Source organism: Microbulbifer magnicolonia, assembly GCF_035117725.1.
Taxonomy (GTDB): Bacteria; Pseudomonadota; Gammaproteobacteria; order Pseudomonadales; family Cellvibrionaceae; genus Microbulbifer; species Microbulbifer magnicolonia.
Window position 1 is genome coordinate 134,949 of sequence record NZ_JAYEFD010000005.1, and the last position, 18,356, is coordinate 153,304.

Below are 18,356 nucleotides of genomic sequence, written 5' to 3' on the forward strand. Positions count from 1 at the left end.
GAATATGGGTATGGGGCGACGCCAGATTTGCTGACTAGCAAGTACAGAAGGGTTTCTTGGGGGTGTCCGATGCTAAGCGGACAGGCGCTTCCACTCCGGCAGCGGCAGGGGCAGTTGTTCCGGGCCCAGCTCGGCGCGCAAATCCCTGAGTTTCACGCCTACGCCCAGCAGGCGGATTGGGGCTGGTCGTCTGTCCCAACATTGCTGTAGCAGTTGTCTGAACTCCGAGATGCGGCCCGCCTGACTGGCCCGCTCCTGGGTGCTGATCGAAAAATCGGCGTATTTCACCTTTACCGTAGCGCCGCTGATCTGGTAGCGCGGATCCAGATTCTCGAGCCGCTCGAGCAGGCGCATATACAGGGTTGTGAGCTGTTCCCGCCATTCGTCCAGCGTGCAGAGGTCCTCGCTGAAAGTGTGTTCAACACTGACACTTTTGCGGGAACCCTCGCTGTCGACCGGTCGCTCGTCAACGCCGCGACACAGTTCAAAGAGTCGGCGGCCGAACTTGCCGTAGGCCTGAATCAGTTCAATCTGGGAAAAGCGGCGCAGGTCGGCGCAGGTATGGATGCCCTGACGGTGCATCTTTTCCGCCGTGACACGCCCGACACCGTGAATCTTCGCCACCGGCAACCGCAACACGAACTGGTCGACGGCATCCGGCGTGATCACCGTGAGGCCATCGGGCTTGCGCCAGTCGCTGGCGATCTTGGCCAGGAACTTGTTCGGCGCCACGCCGGCGGAAATGGTAATGCCGAGACTCTCGCGCACCCGGCGCCGTATCTCTTCGGCGATCAGCGTCGCACTGCCGTGGCAGCGGCCGCTGTCGCTGACATCCAGGTAGGCTTCGTCCAGGGACAGGGGTTCTATTGTCTCGCTGTATTCCAGGAAAATATCGCGGATCTGCTGGCTGACCTCTCGATATTTTTTCATGTTTCCGGGTACTACAATCAGATCAGGGCAGAGTTTTTTCGCCTGGGCAGTCGGCATGGCGGAGCGCACGCCATAGCTGCGCGCCTCATAGTTGCAGGTCGAGATAACCCCGCGCCGGTCGCTGGCGCCACCCACTGCCAGCGGACGGCCACGCAGGTTCGGGTCGTCGCGCATTTCGACCGACGCGTAGAAGCAGTCGCAATCGCAGTGGATGATCTTTCTCATGCTGGGATTATATACAGTATCCCGGTCTTGCGGATAGCCATTGTCGAGGGATGCGGAAATCGCTGGAAACAGGTCAGGTAGGTAAATTATGAGCCGTATTCCACTGGTGGATACTCCGGCAGAAGATCGGGCCCTGCAGCTCTTCGCCGAGATCAAGGATCAACTAGGGGCAGTCCCGAGCCTGTTCCGCGCCTATGCCCAGCACGTGGCGCTGTTGGAGGCCAACTGGCACAAGTTCAAGGCGCTGATGATCCACGGCTGCCTGTCGCCACAGCTCAAGGAGGGTATGGGACTGGTGATTTCGGCGGACAATCACTGCGACTACGGCATCTACCACCACAGCGTCACCCTGCAGAACTTGGGTGTGGATCCCAAAGAGGTGATGCGAATCCGTGTCGACCCGAAGCATATTCACTTCTCGGCCAAGGAGCAGGCATTGTTCGACCTGGCCCGTCACGCCAATTCGTCCCCCGATGACCACGGCGAACGCCTGATTGCGGCGGCGCGCAAACTGGGAGCGCGGGATGATGAAATCGTCGAGGCCCTCGGGGTAAGCGAGCTGGTGGCGGGCTTTAACCATACGGCCGATATACTCGGACTGGATCCGCAGAGAGACCGGGAGGAATGACGTACCCAGGTTGTAACGGCTAGCCTGGATTTTGCGGGAAATCAGAACTGGCGGCTATGGCCGCCAGTTCTGATTGTGAACGGAATGCTCAGCGCATGCAGGGCCGGCTACTTTGGGGGGCGGAGTTTGCCGAAAATCAGTGCCAGCACAAACAGCACGAGAAACACGAAGAACAGGATCTTGGCGATTTCTGTCGCTGTTCCCGCGATGCCGCCGAACCCGAAGAATGCGGCGATTATGGCGATGACTAAGAAGATAATGGCCCAGCGCAACATGGTGTTGTCTCCTGTGGCATCAGGGAAAAAACCGGGCGCTGCTGGCCCGGTCACCAATGGCCGACGCCGCCAACCGACGGGCGGAGCCAATCGTTCTAATTTATAGGGTTACTTTGCAGTGTTTGCCACTTTTTTGCCGCTGGCGTAGGGGAATTAATCGCCAGCAGTTGCCAGGGGCCACTTTCGCCATTTATCCATCGCCGGCCGTCCCGGCGCTATCCTCTTCAATCAGTTCCGACAGGGTGACGAACCGGTAGCCCTCGGCGTGCAGTCGTTCTCGGATCAGCGGCAGGGCGTTCGCGGCCTGCCGCCGCTGGCCATTCACAGGCTGCAACAGCACTATGGCTCCGGGGAAGGCATTTTCCGTCAAATAGTCGGCGATGGCCTGAGGATCATCCATCGCCGTGTCGACGTCAGGTGGCAGAATCCCTTCCTCCGCCGGCATACCCGCACCAACCTGCGTCCCCGGGAGCGGCGGCAAGCTGAAAGAAGAGTGGACCAGCGTCAGGTCATCGCAATGCAGTTCGCGCAGGATGCGGGCGGCACCGGCAATGACCTCCCGGCCTTGGGGTGTCGCCAACTCGACCAGGCCGAGGGGGGCGTCGCCCTTTTTGACGGCACCGCGGGCGGCGTCGGCGATTGCCCGCGACGGCTGTTGGACGCGCTTCTGCTCGTCGTCGGGACAATAGGTTGCCTTGATCTGCAGTCTGTCCAGCTCGTCGAGCAGTGTCTCGGAAGTGCCTGGCACCGAATTGTCACTGAAGGTCAGGGCTATTTTTCTGTCTTCGCCAGGCAGTACTTCGGTGGGCACACTGAGCAGGGCGATAGCCAGGGTGCGGCGCAGCAGAATGCGAAGGATTTTCATGGGGGTCTGGTGAACTGTTCTTTATCCCGTGGGCGGGCATGCCCGAGTCGGCAATAAAAAAGCCGTCAGTGACGGCTTTTTACTCAATGAATCGGTCAGCGCTCAAGCAGGTCCAGCTTGCCTTTTTTGCCATCCCATTCTTCGGCGTCCGGCAGCGGTTCTTTTTTCTCGGTGATATTGGGCCAGATTTCCGCCAGTTCCGCATTCAGTTCGATAAATTCCTGCTGGTCCTCCGGCACCTCGTCTTCGGAGTAGATGGCGTTGGCCGGGCATTCGGGTTCACACAGGGCGCAGTCGATACACTCGTCCGGGTGGATCACGAGGAAGTTGGGGCCTTCATAGAAGCAGTCCACCGGGCAAACTTCCACACAGTCGGTGTATTTGCACTTGATGCAATTTTCCCCAATTACGAATGTCATGCTTGTCCCTCGATAGTCCTGCTGCTTCGGTGAAGCAGCGGATTTTAGCAATTACTGGCGCGAATTGTAGTGAGTTTTGAGTCGAATTGGTTGGGTGCTTATAACCGCCGGGAGCGTCGCAGCCGCGGCCCAAGGCCGTGATCGGAGTAGGGTGCGCGCGGCGCACCCTACCTCGGAGCCAGTAGGGTGCGCCGTGCGCACCGCGGGAGTCAGAGCAACTTCCGCAGCGCGTACAGCTTCTCCAATGCCTGCCGCGGCGTCAGATCGTCCGGATCCAGCTCCTCCAGCGCATCAACAGCCGGGTGGCTCGGAGCACCGAACAGGTCCACCTGCTGGGGTGAGGCGGGCGCCGGAGGCTGCAGCTTGACCGCGTGCGCCGATGGTGCCAGCTCCTCAGCGCGATCGAAAACCGGCCTGTCGCCGCCCTCGAGTGCCTGCAGGCGCACCCGCGCCTCGACCAGCACGTCGCCGGGAATTCCCGCCAGCTTGGCCACCTGTAATCCATAACTCTTCGATGCCGGGCCCTCCTGGATGCGGTGCAGGAAGACGATAGTGTCGCCGTGCTCGGTGGCGTCCAGATGGATATTGGCCGCCTCGGGACATTGGTTCGGCAGATCGGTGAGCTCGAAGTAGTGGGTGGCGAACAGCGTGAAGGCGCGCACCTTGTCGGCGAGGTAGTGGGCGCAGGCCCAGGCCAGGGACAGGCCGTCGTAGGTGCTGGTGCCGCGACCTATCTCGTCCATCAGCACCAGGCTGTGTTCGCTGGCGTTGCGCAATATGTTGGCCGTCTCGGTCATCTCCACCATAAAAGTGGAGCGGCCGCCGGCCAGATCGTCGGCGCTGCCGATACGGGTAAAGATTCGGTCCAGCAGGCCGATCCTGGCCGAGTCCGCCGGCACATAGCTGCCCACGTGGGCGAGCAGGGCGATCAGCGCGGTCTGCCGCATATAGGTGGATTTACCGCCCATGTTCGGGCCGGTAATCACCAGCATGCGGCGGTCGTCGCGCAGTTCGATATCGTTGGCGACGAAGGGTTCGTCCAGTACCTGTTCTACCACCGGGTGGCGGCCTGCATTGATATGCAGGCCGGGCCCGGTGCCGAGTTCGGGGCGACACAGGCGCAGGTTGTCGGCGCGCTCGGCCAGGCAGGCCAACACGTCCAGTTGCGATACCCCGGCCGCCGCTGTCTGCAGCTCTGCGAGGGACTGGTTCAGCTGGTCGATCAGTTCCTCGTACAGGGCCTTTTCCCGCGCCAAGGCGCGGCTCTTGGCGGACAGCGCCTTGTCCTCGAATTCTTTCAGTTCCGGGGTGATGAAGCGCTCGGCGTTTTTCAGCGTCTGGCGCCGGATATAGTCCGCTGGGGCCTTGTCGCTCTGGCCGCGGCTGATCTCGATAAAGTAGCCGTGTACGCGGTTGTAACCCACCTTCAGGGTCGGGATGCCGGTGCGCTCCTTCTCGCGGATCTCCAGCTGCACCAGATAGTCGCCGGCGTTCTCGCTGATGGCGCGCAGCTCATCCAGCTCGCTGTCATAACCCGTCGCAATCACGCCGCCTTCGCGGATCACCACCGGCGGGTTCTCCACCAGCGCGCGCTCCAGCAGTTCGACGGTCTCCGGCCATTCGCCGATCTCCCGCGTCAGCGCCTGCAGCAGGGCTGCGTCTGTTCCCGCCAGCTGTTGCTGGATCTGCGGGAACTGCGCCAGCGACTGGCCCAGCCGCGCCAGGTCGCGGGGGCGGGCGGAGCGCAGTGCCAGACGGCCGAGTATGCGCTCCATATCGCCCACCGGTTTGAGCGCCTCGCGCAGCGGCTCGAACAGGTATCCGTCGATCAAGGTGGCGACGGCGCCCTGGCGGCTGTTCAATGTGGTGAGCTGGCGCAGCGGGTTGTTGAGCCAGCGGCGCAGCAGGCGACTGCCCATGGCCGTCTTGCAGCTGTCGAACACCGACAGCAGGGTGTGCTGGTCGCCGCCGTTCAGGTTCTGGTCGATCTCCAGGTTGCGGCGGCTGGCGCCGTCGAGGGCGACGGTGTCGTCGCTGCTCTCCGTCTGCAGGCTGCGGATATGGGGCAGTTCGGTGCGCTGGGTGTCGCGGGCGTACTGGAGCAGACAGCCGGCCGCGACCACCGCCGCGTGCATATGACTGCAGCCGAAGGCCTCCAGATTGAGCGTGCCGAACTGCTGGTTCAGCAGGCGCAGCGCGGTTTCCCGTTCGAACTCCCAGGGCGCGCGGCGGCGCAGGCCGGGGCGGCGCTCGATCTCGGCGGGCAGGCTCAGGTCCTCCGGCGCCAGCAGTTCCGCGGGACTGTGGCGCTGCACCTGTTCCGCCAGGGCTTCGAGGCTGTCCACTTCCTGCACCACGAAGCGGCCGGTGGCCAGGTCCAGCAGGGCCAGGCCGAATGTATCATCGAGCAGCGCGGTGGCCGCCAGCAAATTGTCGCGGCGCTCGTTCAGCAGCGCCTCGTCGGTTACCGTGCCCGGTGTGACGATGCGGACCACCTGGCGTTCCACCGGCCCCTTGCTGGTGGCCGGATCGCCGATCTGCTCGCAGATGGCCACAGAAACACCGGCCTTGATCAGGCGCGCCAGGTAGCCTTCGGCGGCGTGGTAGGGAATGCCCGCCATCGGGATGGGCTGGCCGCCGGACTTGCCGCGGGCGGTCAGGGTCACATCGAGCAGCTCCGCCGCCTTCCTGGCGTCGTCGTAGAACAGTTCGTAAAAGTCGCCCATGCGATAGAACACCAGCTCCTGTGGGTGTTGGGCCTTGATGCGGAGGTACTGCTGCATCATCGGGGTGTGCTGGGCCTGGGAGTTGTTGCTGTCGGCGGTCGCGGCTTGCGGCATGGAGGGGCTACTTCTTCTGACTTGTTCGTGTGTGTTTTGATGGTGGTGTCGCCAAGGCGCTATTCTAGCGAGTCCACTGGCAGAGATTAAATAGATGACTGAAAACTCGGAGATTTTTCAATTGGCACAGTCGCTCGGCGAAGAGCTGGAAAAGCGCGGCTGGCATGTCACGGCCGCGGAGTCCTGTACCGGCGGTGGTATAGCCGCGGCGATCACCTCGGTGCCCGGCGCGTCAAACTGGTTCGAGGGTTCTGTGGTCAGCTACGCGAACCGTATCAAGCGCGACATGTTGAGGGTGTCGGGAGAGGACCTGGAGACATTTGGCGCAGTGAGCGAGCAGGTGGCGCGGCAGATGGCCAGCGGCGCGCTGGCGCTGATGGACGCCAATGTGGCGGTGGCGGTCAGCGGTATCGCCGGCCCGGACGGCGGCACCGAGGAGAAGCCGGTGGGCACTGTCTGGATCGCCTGGGCACATTCGGAGGGGCAGGAGCCCGTGGATATCGATGCCAAGCGCTTCCACTTCGGCGGCGACCGCGCGGCGGTTCAGCGGCAGACGGTGGCGGAGGCATTGAAGGGGATACTGGAGCTGGTGCGGGCCCACCCCGTACCCTGACGCGCTGTGGGAGCCTGCCCTGCAGGCGATCGGGTTGGTGTTGCCGGCAGCGTCCTGATACCGGCGGGACCGGCTCCCACAATGCTCCAGTGGCCTCGACGCTGTTGTGGGAGCCTGCCCTGCAGGCGATTGGGCCGGCGTTGCCAGTGGGGTTCGTTTCGTTAGCCGGGCTGGCTTCCACAAGGTGGTTATCCCCCATCCCAATCTCAAATCACTGGTTGCTTATACAGTAATCCTTCGCTAAGCTTGCCCCCAACTTACAACGCTCAAACACACGGGTAGGGTCATGGATTCCAACAAAGACAAGGCACTGCAGGCGGCGCTTTCGCAGATCGAGCGCCAGTTCGGCAAGGGTACGGTAATGCGCATGGGGGAAAAGGGGCGCGAGCGTATTCCCGCGATCTCCACCGGTTCCCTGGGGCTGGACGTGGCCCTCGGTATCGGCGGTCTGCCGCGCGGCCGTATTGTCGAGATCTACGGTCCGGAATCCTCCGGTAAAACCACCCTGACCCTGCAGGTCATTGCCGAAGCCCAGCGCAAGGGCGGCACCTGTGCCTTCGTCGACGCCGAACACGCGCTGGATCCGATCTATGCCGAGAAGCTCGGCGTGAACGTCGACGAGCTGATCGTGTCCCAGCCGGATACCGGCGAGCAGGCCCTGGAAGTGGCCGATATGCTGGTGCGCTCCGGCGCCGTGGACGTGCTGGTGATCGACTCGGTGGCGGCCCTGACCCCGCGCGCCGAGATCGAGGGCGAGATGGGCGACTCCCACGTGGGCCTGCAGGCGCGCCTGATGTCCCAGGCCCTGCGCAAGCTGACCGGCAACATCAAGAACACCAACACCCTGTGTATCTTCATCAACCAGATCCGCATGAAGATCGGCGTGATGTTCGGCTCACCGGAGACCACTACCGGCGGTAACGCGCTCAAGTTCTACTCCTCCGTGCGCCTGGATATCCGCCGTATCGGTTCGGTGAAAGAGGGCGATGAGGTGGTCGGCAACGAGACCCGCGTGAAGGTGGTCAAGAATAAGGTGGCGCCGCCGTTCAAGCAGACCGAGTTCCAGATCATGTACGGCGAGGGCATCAACCTGCTGGGCGAGATCGTCGACTACGGCGTCAAGCTGGGTCTGGTCGACAAGGCCGGCGCCTGGTACAGCTACAAGGGCGACAAGATCGGCCAGGGCAAGGCCAATGCGGTCAAGTTCCTGAAGGAGAACACGGAAATCCGCGACGAGATCGAGGCTCAGCTGCGCGCGCAGATGTTGGGCGATATGGCGCCGGCAGCCAAGTCGGCAGTCAAATCCGCAGAGGCCGTGGAAGAGCCGGAAGAGTAAGTGTCTCCCTCGGGCCTTTCCTTTACCACGGATTCGGCTCAGGCGCTGTTCGGCGCGGCGCTTGAGCTGCTCTCCCGCCGCGAGCACTCCCGCCTCGAATTGAGGCAGAAGCTCGCGGACAAATTCCCCAGTGCCGATTTCGAGGCGCTTTTCGCGCGTTTACAGGAACTCAACTACCAGTCTGACCGGCGCTTCGCCGAAGTCTTCGCCCGCTCGCGCGTCCAGCGCGGTCAGGGTCCCTTGCGCATTCGCCGTGAGCTGCAGCAGCGCGGCATCGGCAATGACCTGATTGCCAGCGCGCTGGAACAGCTCGAGGCCGACTGGTATACGCTGGCTGCCGAGCAGATGCAGCGCAAGTTTCGCACACCCGTCAGTGCTGCACTGCCGCGGGCACAGCAGCTCAAGGAGCGCGCGCGGCGCAGTCGCTATCTCGCCTATCGCGGTTTTCCCGCCGATGCCATTAACTGGGCGCTGGACGTGAAGGAAAGCGACTTATACTCTGATCAGGATCTGTAGGAGCGGCCCATGGCCGCGATCAGATTTTCGGATAGCCCCGAACACCGATCGCGGCCATGGGCCGCTCCTACAGGATGATGAGGGAACAATAATAAGCGCGAGAAGCCCCTATGATCCTGTCTATCGACCAGGGCACCACCGGCACCACCGCCTTCGTCTTCGATACCAGCGGCGCCCTGATAGGCCGCAGCTACTCCGAACTCCCCAATTACTACCCCAAGCCTGGCTGGGTCGAGCAGCGTGCCGAAGAAATCTGGCAGGTGACCCTGCGTGTCTGCGCGGCCGCTCTGGAGCGCGCCGGCATCCGTGCCTCCGAGCTGACCGCAGTGGGCATCACCAACCAGCGGGAGACCACCCTCCTCTGGGACCGGCAGACCGGCGCACCGGTGTGCCCGGCCATCGTGTGGCAGTGCCGTCGCTCAGCGGACATCTGCGCGGAACTCGCGCGGGCCGGCAAGGCCGAGTGGTTGCGCGAGAGGACCGGCCTGGTGCTGGATGCCTATTTCTCCGCCAGCAAGTTGCAGTGGTTATTTCGCAACCAGCCCGAGCTGCTGGACCGCGCCCGCGCCGGCGAGCTCTGCTTCGGCACGGTGGACAGCTGGCTGATCTGGAATATGAGTGGCGGCCGCGCCCACCTGACTGATCACACTAACGCCAGCCGTACACTGCTGTACAACCTCGAGCAGCAAAGCTGGGATCCGGAACTGCTGGCGCTGTTCGGCTGCCCCGAACCCCAGGTTTCGGGCCTGCTACCTGAAATCCTGCCCTCCGCCGGCCACTTCGCGGTCACCGATCCGGAGGCATTCCTTGGCGCCGAAGTGCCAATCTGCGGCGTGGCCGGCGACCAGCAGGCGTCACTGTTCGGCCAGGGCTGCACCCGCCCGGGCGAGGTCAAGAATACCTACGGCACCGGCTGTTTTATGCTGGCCTTTGCCGGTGCGGAACGGCCGCAGCTGCCGAGAGGACTATTGGCGACTATCGCCTGCGATGCCTCCGGCCGTCCCGCCTATGCGGTGGAGGGCGCCGTATTTACCGCCGGCTCGGCGGTGCAGTGGCTGCGGGACGAGATGGGGCTGATCCGGGAGGCGGCAGAAACCGAAATGATTGCGCAGAGCGTGCCGAATACCCGCGGCGTATACATGGTGCCGGCGTTTAGCGGCCTGGGTGCGCCGCACTGGGATCCATCGGCCCGCGGCACTATATGCGGCCTGAGTCGCGGCGCCGGCCGTGCAGAACTGGTACGCGCCACCCTGGAGTCCATTGCCTACCAGAGCGAGGAGCTGGCGCAGTTGATGCGCGAGGCCCTGGAGCTGCCGATCAGCCACATGCGCGTGGACGGCGGCGCCAGCGCCAATAATTTCCTGATGCAGTTCCAGGCCGATATCTCCGCGCTGCGCGTGGAGCGCCCGAAGCAGATTGAATCCACCGCCGTGGGGGCTGCGCTGCTCGCAGGTATCGGCGCCGGCATCTGGCGCGCCGACGATCTGCCGGCGCGCCTGTTGGAGATAGAGCGGGATTTTTTGCCGAAAATGGCCGAGCAGGAGCGGGAGCAGCTGCTCAGCGGCTGGCACAGAGCTGTTGCCGCCTGCCGCGCATTCTGAGCTCAGCCGCCTATTCTCTAAACCAGGGAAAGGAATGGAGGCGAAACCATGTCCGTGAATGACGAATTGCAGAGCACCATCGACGATATGGTGGACGGCCGCCGCGGCATACTGGCGGCAGATGAGAGCAGTGGCACCATCGCCAAGCGGTTCGATGCGATTGGCGTGGAATCGACAGAGGAAAACCGGCGCTTCTACCGCTCGACGCTGCTGTCCACTGAGGGGCTCGGCGAGTTTGTCAGCGGGGTGATCCTGTTCGAGGAAACCCTGGGGCAGGTGAACGAGAAGGGGACGCCGCTGCCGCAGGTGGCGGCGGCGCAGAAGATCGTCCCCGGTATCAAGGTGGACAAGGGCAAGGGTCCGCTGGCCGGCAGCCCCGGCGATATGATCACCTACGGCCTCGACGGCCTCGCCGAGCGTCTGGCCGGCTACAAGGCGCAGGGTGCACGCTTTGCCAAGTGGCGCGAAGTCTATCCGGTCAGTGCGCATAACCCGACCCGGCTGGGATTGACCGCCAACGCGGAAATGCTCGCCCGCTACGCGGCGGTGTGCCAGTCGGTCGGCGTGGTGCCGATCGTGGAGCCGGAAGTGCTGATGGACGGCGACCACAGTATCGAGCGCGATGCGGAAGTGAATGAGCAGGTGTGGCATGAAGTCTTCCGCGCCCTGCATCGGCACGGCGTGGTGCTGGAATTGATGATCCTGAAGCCCAGCATGGTGACGCCGGGCAAGGATTGCGCCAAGGCACCGCCGGAGCAAGTGGCTGAATACACCGTGCGCAGCTTGCGCCGCGCAGTGCCGGCGGCCGTACCCAGTATCAATTTCCTGTCTGGCGGGCAGGGGCCGGAAGAGGCCACGGTCAATCTGAATGCGCTCAATCAGTTGTGGCAGGCACCCTGGCAGCTGAGCTTTTCCTACGGTCGCGCTCTGCAGGAACCGGCCCTCAAGGCCTGGCAAGGCAAGCCGGAAAATGGGTCCGCCGCGCAGCAGGCCCTCCTGAAGCGGGCACGGCTGAATCACCTGGCGATGCTGGGGGAGTATCGGGACGGCCTGGAGCGGGAATGAGATATTAGCCCGGCAATAAGCATTACCAGGCCCAAAACTTCGGCAGACAACAATAACAATAAACTGATGAGGAGAGAGTAATGGAATTTGTCACGCGTGGAATCCGCCTCCACTACCGACGCTGGTGGGTCGAGAAAGCGTTGGGAGTCGTGGTTATTTCCCATGGGCTCGGCGAGCACAGCGGCCGCTACCGCGAGCTGGCCCGCTACCTGAATCAGTCGGGTTTCAGCGTCTACGCGCTGGACCACTACGGTCACGGTCAGTCCGACGGCAAGCGCGGCCATATCGATGACTTCGCCCTCTATAGTGAGGACCTGCATCAGTTTATCCGGCTGGTCAGGCGGGATAACCCGGAGACCGGCCTGCACCTGCTGGGCCACAGTATGGGGGGTGTCATCGCCTGTGGCTGCGCCATTCGGTTTGATGCTATCGATAGCCTTATCCTGTCGGCGCCCGGGTTTCGCGGCTGCAAAGAGCCGCGGGGTTTGGAGTTGTGGTTGCTGCAGCGGCTGGTGAAGCTGGTGCCGCGGCTGACTCTCCCCAACCGGCTGAATATCCGCTGGATCAGTCGCGACGATGCGGTGGTGGCCGCCTACCGCGCCGATGAGCTGGTGCACGGGCGTGTGTCGCTGCAGTGGTTCGATTCTTTCCTGCGCGAGCGGGAACACCTCTATACGCGCCTGGAGCAGATCCGCGTACCCTGCCTGATGCTGCTGCCCGGTGGAGACCGGCTGGTCGACGCGGCCGCCAGCCGCGTTTGGTTCGATCGCCTCGGCAGCGGCGCCAAGCAGTTGCAAGTCTTCCCGCAGGCCTTCCACGAGGTGTTCAACGAGGTGGAGGAAGGCGCCCGTGCCCGCGAACTCCTGGTGCGACACCTCCAGTCGTTTCTGCGCATGCCGGAAGCGGCCGCGCTCAGCTGACGGCGGCATGACAAAACCGCAGAAGCTGCCGCGGATACGGTGAAAAACCCCACCAACCGTTGTACTATACGCGGTCATTTTTGACCCGCAGCCACGGGGCTGTGGGGTTTTGTGGGGTGGAACATGGATAAGAAGTTGCTGAGCCTGTTGGTGTGCCCGGTAAGCAAGGCGCCGCTCGAGTACCGGGAGGACACCCAGGAGCTGGTGTGCAAGGCCAGCGGCCTGGCCTATCCGGTGCGCGATGGCATCCCGGTCATGCTGGAGTCAGAGGCGCGCCAGCTGACGACCGAAGAAAAGCTGGAAAAGTAGTCCTATGCCCGAGTCGTCGCCTGAACCCAGCGTCTTCAGCAGGATCATCTCCGGAGAGATTCCGGTCGAGCGCATCTACGAGGACGATCAGTGCATCGTCATCCCGGACCGCTCCCCGCAGGCCCCGACCCATCTGCTCATTATCCCGCGCAAGCCGCTGCTCAATCTGTCCGACGCGGACACGGAGGACAAGCCGCTGCTTGGCCACCTGATGTGGGTGGCGGCGGAACTGGGCCGGAAGCTGGGTCTCGAGGGCTTTCGCCTGGTGGTCAACAACGGCCGCAGTGCGGGGCAGACGGTGTTTCACCTGCATATTCACCTGCTGGCGCAGAAGGAAATGCCGGAGCAGGGCCTGGCCGCGCGCTGACAAAGCACAGCTTTGTGCGCGGGCAGGCGACCCGCCAGGGGCCGAAGGCGCCGCGAATGCATGGAGCGGCCGGACTGGCGGGGCCGGAGCCTGATCGAACACGCATAGCCTCGCCATGGATGGCAACTTGAAGCTGGCTGCCTGCACTACCAATAGTATTAACCAATTGAAATTGACTAACGAAGTGGAATTACGCCGGATGAAAAGCGCACAGATACGCGACGCCTTTCTGAAATACTTTGCCGAGCAGGGGCACACAGTCGTGCCCTCGAGCTCCCTGGTACCGGGCAACGACCCGACCCTGCTGTTCACCAATGCCGGCATGGTGCAGTTCAAGGACGCTTTTCTCGGCCAGGAGCAGCGCCCCTATGTCCGCGCGGCCAGCTCCCAGCGCTGCGTGCGTGCCGGCGGCAAGCACAACGACCTGGAAAACGTCGGCTATACGGCCCGTCATCACACTTTTTTCGAGATGCTGGGCAATTTCAGCTTCGGCGACTACTTCAAGCGCGAGGCTATCCAGTTCGCCTGGGAATTCCTGACCAAGGTACTCGAACTGCCGCAGGAGCGCCTCTGGGTAACCGTACATATCAGCGACGACGAGGCGGCGGATATCTGGCTGAAGGAAGTGGGGGTCAGTGCCGAGCGCTTCTCGCGTCTGGATGAAGACAATTTCTGGCAGATGGGCGACACCGGCCCCTGCGGACCCAGTTCGGAGATTTTCTACGATCACGGCCCGGACGTGCCCGGCGGCCCGCCCGGTTCCGACAACGACGATCTGGACCGCTATATCGAGATCTGGAACCTGGTGTTCATGCAGTTCGAACGCACCGCCGACGGCGAGCTGCACCCGCTGCCCAAACCGTCAGTGGATACCGGCATGGGCCTGGAGCGCATCGCCGCAGTGATGCAGGGGGTGCACTCCAATTACGAGATCGACCTGTTCCAGGCGCTGCTGAAGGCCGCCGCCGGGATCGTCGGCTGCGGCGACCTGGAGGAGAAATCCCTGCGCGTGATTGCCGACCACATCCGTTCCTGCTCTTTCCTGATTGCCGACGGCGTCATGCCCTCCAATGAGGGGCGCGGTTTCGTGCTGCGCCGTATCATTCGCCGCGCCGTGCGCCACGGCCACAAGCTGGGGCACCAGGAGATTTTCTTCTATAAGCTGGTCGAGGCGCTGGCGGAGCAGATGGGCGACGCCTATCCGGAGCTGCGCGAGAAACAGACGATCATCGAAAACGCCCTGCGCAAGGAGGAAGAGCAGTTCGCCAAGACCCTGGACAAGGGCCTGGCCCTGCTGGAAGACGCACTCTCGTCCCTCGAGGGCAGCGAGATTCCCGGCGAACTGGTGTTCACCCTGCATGACACCTACGGCTTCCCCACCGACCTGACCCAGGACATCGCCCGCGAGCGCGGCCTGTCGCTGGATATGGCGGGCTATGAGGCGGCGATGGAAGCCCAGCGGAGCCGCGCGCGCGCCGCCGGCAAGTTCAAACAGGACTATACGGGTGCCCTGGAGCTGGAGGGGGCCACCGAGTTTCTCGGCTATGACACTACCGAGGCCGAAGGCACCGTCGTCGCGATCATCAAGGGCGGCGAGCAGGTGGCGCGCCTGGAAGAGGGCGAAGAGGGTGCCGTGGTCCTGGATCGCACGCCTTTCTATGCTGAGTCCGGTGGCCAGGTCGGCGACAGCGGTTATTTGTCAGTCGCTTGCGCTCCAGCCGCGGGCGCTCTGCCCGCCGGCGGCAGCCGCTTCGAAGTGCGCGACTGTAGCAAGCAGGGTGCGCACCACCTGCACGAGGGCAGGATGCTGGCCGGAGCCATCGCCGTGGGCGACAAGGTCAGTGCGGATGTGTCGTCCGATGTGCGCCAGGCGACGGCGCTGAATCACTCCGCCACCCACCTGCTGCACGCCGCACTGCGCAAGGTGCTCGGCGAACATGTGACGCAGAAGGGCTCCCTGGTGGATTCCGAGCGCCTGCGCTTCGACTTCTCCCACCCGGAGGCGGTTACCGCCAAGCAGCTGCACGCGATCGAATCGCTGGTGAACGCCCAGATCCGCGCCAATACCCCGGTGCACACCGAGGAAACCGATATCGAAACCGCCAAGCAAAAGGGCGCCATGGCCCTGTTTGGTGAGAAATACGGCGATAGCGTGCGCGTACTGTCCATGGGAGAAATCGACGATGGCAGCGCCTTCTCGGTGGAACTCTGCGGCGGCACCCACGTCAACCGCACCGGTGATATCGGCCTGCTGCGCATCGTCGGCGAGAGCGGCATCGCCTCCGGCCAGCGGCGCATCGAGGCGGTCACTGGCGCCCACGCACTGGCACTGTTCGATCAGGCACAGCAGCGACTGGAGCATGTTTCGACCCTGCTCAAGACGCGCCCGGACAACCTGGCGGACAAGGTCGAGCAGCTGCTCGCCAGTAACCGCAAACTGGAGAAGGAACTGGCGCAGCTGAAGACCAAACTGGCCAGTGGCGCCGGCGGCGACCTTTCCAGCCAGGCGGTGGAAGTGGCCGGCCTGAAACTGCTGGCAGTATCCATCGACGGCGCCGATCCCAAGTCCCTGCGCGACCTGGCCGACCAGATGAAGAACAAGCTCGGCAGCGGTGTGGTGTTGTTGGCGGCGCCCGCGGAAGACAAGGTCGCACTGGTGGCCGCGGTGACTAAGGATCTGACCGGTCGGGTGTCCGCCGGTGAGTTGATGCGGTTTGCCGCTGGCAAGCTCGGAGGCAAGGGCGGCGGCCGTCCGGATATGGCGCAGGGTGGCGGTACTGATGTGGCCGCACTGCCGGCCATGTTGAAAGAGGTGCCGGCCTGGGTTGAGGGGCATCTCAACTAGTTAATTTCGGCCAAGTTGGCGCCAAGAGACAGGTGTCAAGTTGATTTCGCCAAAGTTTGGTGATTTAGTGCGCGGCTTGCGCGAATTGGTACTGCGAGCGCATTACACGGCAGTAGTAAGGAAACACTGAAACCTATGAGTTTGTTCGTGCAGAAGTATGGTGGCACTTCGGTGGGCTCGATTGAGCGCATCGAAGCGGTTGCCGATAAAGTGGCTGCATTCCGTGCCCAGGGGCACGAGATGGTGGTGGTGTTGTCCGCGATGAGCGGCGAGACCAATCGCCTGATCGATCTCGCTTATCAAATCCAGGAAAAGCCGGATCCCCGCGAGCTGGACGTTCTGGTCTCTACAGGCGAGCAGGTCACCATCGCCCTACTCAGCATGGCGTTGAAGAAGCGCGGCTATGACGCCTGCTCTTATACCGGTGGCCAGGTCAAGATTCTCACCGACAACGCGCACACCAAGGCGCGCATTCAGCGGATTGATGTCGAGCGTATGCGCAGGGATCTGGACGCAGGCAAAGTGATTGTGGTGGCCGGCTTCCAGGGTGTGGATGAAGAGGGCAATATCACCACCCTCGGTCGCGGCGGCTCCGATACCACCGGTGTGGCACTGGCGGCGGCGCTCAATGCCACCGAGTGCCAGATTTATACCGATGTGGATGGCGTCTATACCACTGACCCACGTGTGGTGGACAGCGCGCGTCGCCTGGACCGCATCACCTTCGAGGAGATGCTGGAAATGGCCAGCCTCGGCTCCAAAGTGTTGCAGATCCGCTCCGTGGAGTTTGCCGGCAAGTACAAGGTGCCGTTGCGCGTGCTATCTACCTTCGAAGAGGGTGAGGGCACACTGATCAGTCTGGATGAGGAAGACAGCGAGATGGAACACCCAATCGTTTCCGGCATTGCCTTTAACCGCGACGAAGCGAAACTGACCATTCGCGGGGTGCCGGATACCCCCGGCGTCGCCTGCCGTATCCTCGCGCCTATCGGCGCGGAGAATATCGAAGTGGATGTGATCGTTCAGAACATCAGTTCTGTCGATGGCACCACGGATTTCACTTTCACCGTGCACCGCAACGACCTGGGCAAGGCGCGGGAAGTGCTGGAGCGGGTGGCAGAGGAACTGGGCGCCAGAGAGGTGGTCACGGATGACAAGATCGCCAAGGTGTCTATTGTGGGGGTGGGTATGCGCTCTCACGCCAATGTGGCGAGCCGCATGTTCAGCGCTCTGGGTGAAGACAATATCAATATCCAGATGATCACCACTTCCGAGATCAAGATCTCGGTGATTATCGACGAGCGATATCTGGAACTGGCGGTGCGGGCGCTGCACAGCGAGTTTGAGCTTTCGGAACCGAGGGAAGCGAAAGAGAAACTATAACCAGAATTAAGGCGGGGAAGAGCCTTCCATAGCAATTCGGTCATTTGGCGTAGAGTCCAACCTGTTGAGATTTTGATTGACTGGTCAATACTCAATAGTGTGATGGGCAGACTTTGACCTTTTGCACCGCCATCCGGTTATGATGACCATAAGCGCAGCCCCAGGGAGCATCCCGCTGCGCTCTATCACAGGATGATCAAGGAGAAGTAGGTAATGTTGATTTTAACCCGCCGGATTGGCGAAACGCTGATGGTTGGTGACAATGTGACGGTTACCGTGCTGGGGGTAAAAGGCAATCAGGTGCGCATCGGGGTGAATGCGCCGAAAGAGGTGGCCGTACACCGCGAAGAGATCTACCAGCGTATCCAGCGCGAAAAGCAGTCCTCGGAGGAGGGCGGCAACGAGTAGTCGCGCTTACTGAAAGAAAAGGCCGGGATAACCCGGCCTTTTTTGTTTGGGGCTCGGGGGAGCCGGTATTTCTCCCTGCTGCCGAGGGCAGCCGCTCCGCCACATTTGGATTGCTTAATAAGTGTGCTGTCGGCCCGCCGAGTGTCAAAAAGTTATTGATTCCCCATTGATTTTTGTCTCGCCGTTGGTATGATGCCGTCCACTTTCAGCGGTCACCCAATATGTGTCCGCTGGCTCAAGACCTCCAGGTGAGGTCGCTCCCGGTGCTGGTTATCAGCTCTGCGGGGCAAGAGGATTACAAGGTGAGATGGCCGAGTGGCTGAAGGCGCGCCCCTGCTAAGGGCGTATGGGTTAACACTCATCGAGGGTTCGAATCCCTCTCTCACCGCCATCTAAAAACGCCCTCTCTCGAGAGGGTGTTTTTTTTGACTCGGGGCGATCGGTTCCGGGTCGCGGAGCCGGGAAGACCACTCTGCAAACTGCCTCGCAAGTGGCTCTCAAAAATAGTTGAGAAAGTGCTTGCGGGGAGGAAGAGGCTCGCTATAATGCGCGCCACCTTGAGCGAAGCCGGCAACGGATTCGCCGCTTCCAAAAAGGCCTTTTTAAAGGTGTTTTTGAAAGCGAAAAGCTCTTCAAAAAAGAGCTTGCCAAGGTCGAAGCGGTCGCTATAATGCGCGCCACTTCGAGGGTCGCCGGAAGCGGTGATCCGGAGGGTCCGGAAGGCTTTCGAGTCGCACCGGAAGCCTCGAAAAAGTCTGCAAAAAGCACTTGCTTCAGCAGAGTGGATGTGTAGAATACGCGTCCCGCGGTT

General features: G+C 62.3%; 18 protein-coding genes and 1 tRNA gene. 13 read left to right on the top strand and 6 right to left on the bottom strand.

The window, feature by feature from the left end; all coding sequences use genetic code 11:
• Nucleotides 1–72 precede the first annotated feature (72 nt).
• Entirely contained in the window at nucleotides 73–1,155 is a 1,083-nt protein-coding gene (gene dinB, locus RRF64_RS17775; RefSeq protein WP_323847273.1) for a DNA polymerase IV, read from the bottom strand.
• An 88-nt stretch (nucleotides 1,156–1,243) separates the two neighbouring features.
• Between dinB and RRF64_RS17780 the strand changes: the two genes are divergently transcribed.
• A complete protein-coding gene (locus RRF64_RS17780) occupies nucleotides 1,244–1,783 on the top strand; it encodes a carboxymuconolactone decarboxylase family protein (protein ID WP_323847274.1) in 540 nt (179 codons plus the stop codon).
• Between the two features lie 107 nt (nucleotides 1,784–1,890).
• Here RRF64_RS17780 and RRF64_RS17785 read toward each other — a convergent pair whose 3' ends face one another.
• The 4 genes from RRF64_RS17785 to mutS form a co-directional block, all read right to left on the bottom strand.
• On the bottom strand, nucleotides 1,891–2,058 hold the full coding sequence (locus tag RRF64_RS17785) for a DUF1328 domain-containing protein (protein WP_323847275.1): 168 nt from the start codon (nucleotides 2,056–2,058) through the stop codon (nucleotides 1,891–1,893).
• Between the two features lie 190 nt (nucleotides 2,059–2,248).
• Nucleotides 2,249–2,923 (bottom strand): polysaccharide deacetylase family protein, encoded by a 675-nt coding sequence (locus RRF64_RS17790; RefSeq protein ID WP_323847276.1) that lies wholly within the window; start codon nucleotides 2,921–2,923, stop codon nucleotides 2,249–2,251.
• A gap of 95 nt (nucleotides 2,924–3,018) precedes the next feature.
• Entirely contained in the window at nucleotides 3,019–3,342 is a 324-nt protein-coding gene (gene fdxA, locus RRF64_RS17795) for a ferredoxin FdxA (RefSeq protein ID WP_323847277.1), read from the bottom strand.
• A gap of 209 nt (nucleotides 3,343–3,551) precedes the next feature.
• A complete protein-coding gene (mutS, locus tag RRF64_RS17800; protein ID WP_323847278.1) occupies nucleotides 3,552–6,182 on the bottom strand; it encodes a DNA mismatch repair protein MutS in 2,631 nt (876 codons plus the stop codon).
• A 94-nt stretch (nucleotides 6,183–6,276) separates the two neighbouring features.
• Between mutS and RRF64_RS17805 the strand changes: the two genes are divergently transcribed.
• From RRF64_RS17805 to RRF64_RS17860, 12 genes are all read left to right on the top strand, one after another.
• Nucleotides 6,277–6,795 (top strand): CinA family protein, encoded by a 519-nt coding sequence (locus tag RRF64_RS17805; RefSeq protein ID WP_323847279.1) that lies wholly within the window; start codon nucleotides 6,277–6,279, stop codon nucleotides 6,793–6,795.
• A gap of 286 nt (nucleotides 6,796–7,081) precedes the next feature.
• Nucleotides 7,082–8,131, top strand: a complete 1,050-nt coding sequence (gene recA, locus RRF64_RS17810) for a recombinase RecA (protein ID WP_323847280.1) — start codon at nucleotides 7,082–7,084, stop codon at nucleotides 8,129–8,131.
• On the top strand, nucleotides 8,132–8,647 hold the full coding sequence (locus tag RRF64_RS17815) for a regulatory protein RecX (protein ID WP_323847281.1): 516 nt from the start codon (nucleotides 8,132–8,134) through the stop codon (nucleotides 8,645–8,647). It abuts the gene before it with no gap.
• A 110-nt stretch (nucleotides 8,648–8,757) separates the two neighbouring features.
• Nucleotides 8,758–10,248 (top strand): glycerol kinase GlpK, encoded by a 1,491-nt coding sequence (gene glpK, locus RRF64_RS17820; protein ID WP_323847282.1) that lies wholly within the window; start codon nucleotides 8,758–8,760, stop codon nucleotides 10,246–10,248.
• 48 nt (nucleotides 10,249–10,296) lie between these two features.
• Nucleotides 10,297–11,313 (top strand): class I fructose-bisphosphate aldolase, encoded by a 1,017-nt coding sequence (locus tag RRF64_RS17825; RefSeq protein ID WP_323847283.1) that lies wholly within the window; start codon nucleotides 10,297–10,299, stop codon nucleotides 11,311–11,313.
• A gap of 80 nt (nucleotides 11,314–11,393) precedes the next feature.
• Nucleotides 11,394–12,233, top strand: coding sequence for an alpha/beta hydrolase (locus tag RRF64_RS17830; protein WP_323847284.1), 840 nt, complete (start codon nucleotides 11,394–11,396; stop codon nucleotides 12,231–12,233).
• Between the two features lie 123 nt (nucleotides 12,234–12,356).
• Nucleotides 12,357–12,542, top strand: a complete 186-nt coding sequence (locus RRF64_RS17835; protein ID WP_323847285.1) for a Trm112 family protein — start codon at nucleotides 12,357–12,359, stop codon at nucleotides 12,540–12,542.
• Between the two features lie 4 nt (nucleotides 12,543–12,546).
• Nucleotides 12,547–12,909 carry a histidine triad nucleotide-binding protein gene (locus RRF64_RS17840; RefSeq protein ID WP_323847286.1) on the top strand — a complete coding sequence of 121 codons (363 nt, stop codon included), beginning with the start codon at nucleotides 12,547–12,549 and terminating at the stop codon, nucleotides 12,907–12,909.
• A 199-nt stretch (nucleotides 12,910–13,108) separates the two neighbouring features.
• Complete coding sequence (gene alaS / locus RRF64_RS17845; protein ID WP_323847287.1) at nucleotides 13,109–15,754, top strand: alanine--tRNA ligase; 2,646 nt, start codon at nucleotides 13,109–13,111, stop codon at nucleotides 15,752–15,754.
• A 135-nt stretch (nucleotides 15,755–15,889) separates the two neighbouring features.
• Nucleotides 15,890–17,137 carry an aspartate kinase gene (locus tag RRF64_RS17850; RefSeq protein WP_323847288.1) on the top strand — a complete coding sequence of 416 codons (1,248 nt, stop codon included), beginning with the start codon at nucleotides 15,890–15,892 and terminating at the stop codon, nucleotides 17,135–17,137.
• Nucleotides 17,138–17,350: 213 nt separating this feature from the next.
• Nucleotides 17,351–17,545 carry a carbon storage regulator CsrA gene (gene csrA / locus RRF64_RS17855; RefSeq protein WP_091391203.1) on the top strand — a complete coding sequence of 65 codons (195 nt, stop codon included), beginning with the start codon at nucleotides 17,351–17,353 and terminating at the stop codon, nucleotides 17,543–17,545.
• Between the two features lie 301 nt (nucleotides 17,546–17,846).
• Nucleotides 17,847–17,936 (top strand) — tRNA-Ser (locus RRF64_RS17860).
• Here RRF64_RS17860 and RRF64_RS17865 read toward each other — a convergent pair.
• Nucleotides 17,928–18,356 (bottom strand): hypothetical protein (locus tag RRF64_RS17865; protein ID WP_323847289.1); only part of this gene is annotated, 429 nt, incomplete at its 5' end. The genes RRF64_RS17860 and RRF64_RS17865 overlap by 9 nt on opposite strands.

Bases quoted from the DNA above. Each gene is read 5' to 3' on its own strand.
- dinB (WP_323847273.1), bottom strand. From the start codon at position 1,155: ATGAGAAAGATCATCCACTGCGATTGCGACTGCTTCTACGCGTCGGTC.
- RRF64_RS17780 (WP_323847274.1), top strand. From the start codon at position 1,244: ATGAGCCGTATTCCACTGGTGGATACTCCGGCAGAAGATCGGGCCCTG.
- RRF64_RS17785 (WP_323847275.1), bottom strand. From the start codon at position 2,058: ATGTTGCGCTGGGCCATTATCTTCTTAGTCATCGCCATAATCGCCGCA.
- RRF64_RS17790 (WP_323847276.1), bottom strand. From the start codon at position 2,923: ATGAAAATCCTTCGCATTCTGCTGCGCCGCACCCTGGCTATCGCCCTG.
- fdxA (WP_323847277.1), bottom strand. From the start codon at position 3,342: ATGACATTCGTAATTGGGGAAAATTGCATCAAGTGCAAATACACCGAC.
- mutS (WP_323847278.1), bottom strand. From the start codon at position 6,182: ATGCCGCAAGCCGCGACCGCCGACAGCAACAACTCCCAGGCCCAGCAC.
- RRF64_RS17805 (WP_323847279.1), top strand. From the start codon at position 6,277: ATGACTGAAAACTCGGAGATTTTTCAATTGGCACAGTCGCTCGGCGAA.
- recA (WP_323847280.1), top strand. From the start codon at position 7,082: ATGGATTCCAACAAAGACAAGGCACTGCAGGCGGCGCTTTCGCAGATC.
- glpK (WP_323847282.1), top strand. From the start codon at position 8,758: ATGATCCTGTCTATCGACCAGGGCACCACCGGCACCACCGCCTTCGTC.
- RRF64_RS17825 (WP_323847283.1), top strand. From the start codon at position 10,297: ATGTCCGTGAATGACGAATTGCAGAGCACCATCGACGATATGGTGGAC.
- RRF64_RS17830 (WP_323847284.1), top strand. From the start codon at position 11,394: ATGGAATTTGTCACGCGTGGAATCCGCCTCCACTACCGACGCTGGTGG.
- RRF64_RS17835 (WP_323847285.1), top strand. From the start codon at position 12,357: ATGGATAAGAAGTTGCTGAGCCTGTTGGTGTGCCCGGTAAGCAAGGCG.
- RRF64_RS17840 (WP_323847286.1), top strand. From the start codon at position 12,547: ATGCCCGAGTCGTCGCCTGAACCCAGCGTCTTCAGCAGGATCATCTCC.
- alaS (WP_323847287.1), top strand. From the start codon at position 13,109: ATGAAAAGCGCACAGATACGCGACGCCTTTCTGAAATACTTTGCCGAG.
- RRF64_RS17850 (WP_323847288.1), top strand. From the start codon at position 15,890: ATGAGTTTGTTCGTGCAGAAGTATGGTGGCACTTCGGTGGGCTCGATT.
- csrA (WP_091391203.1), top strand. From the start codon at position 17,351: ATGTTGATTTTAACCCGCCGGATTGGCGAAACGCTGATGGTTGGTGAC.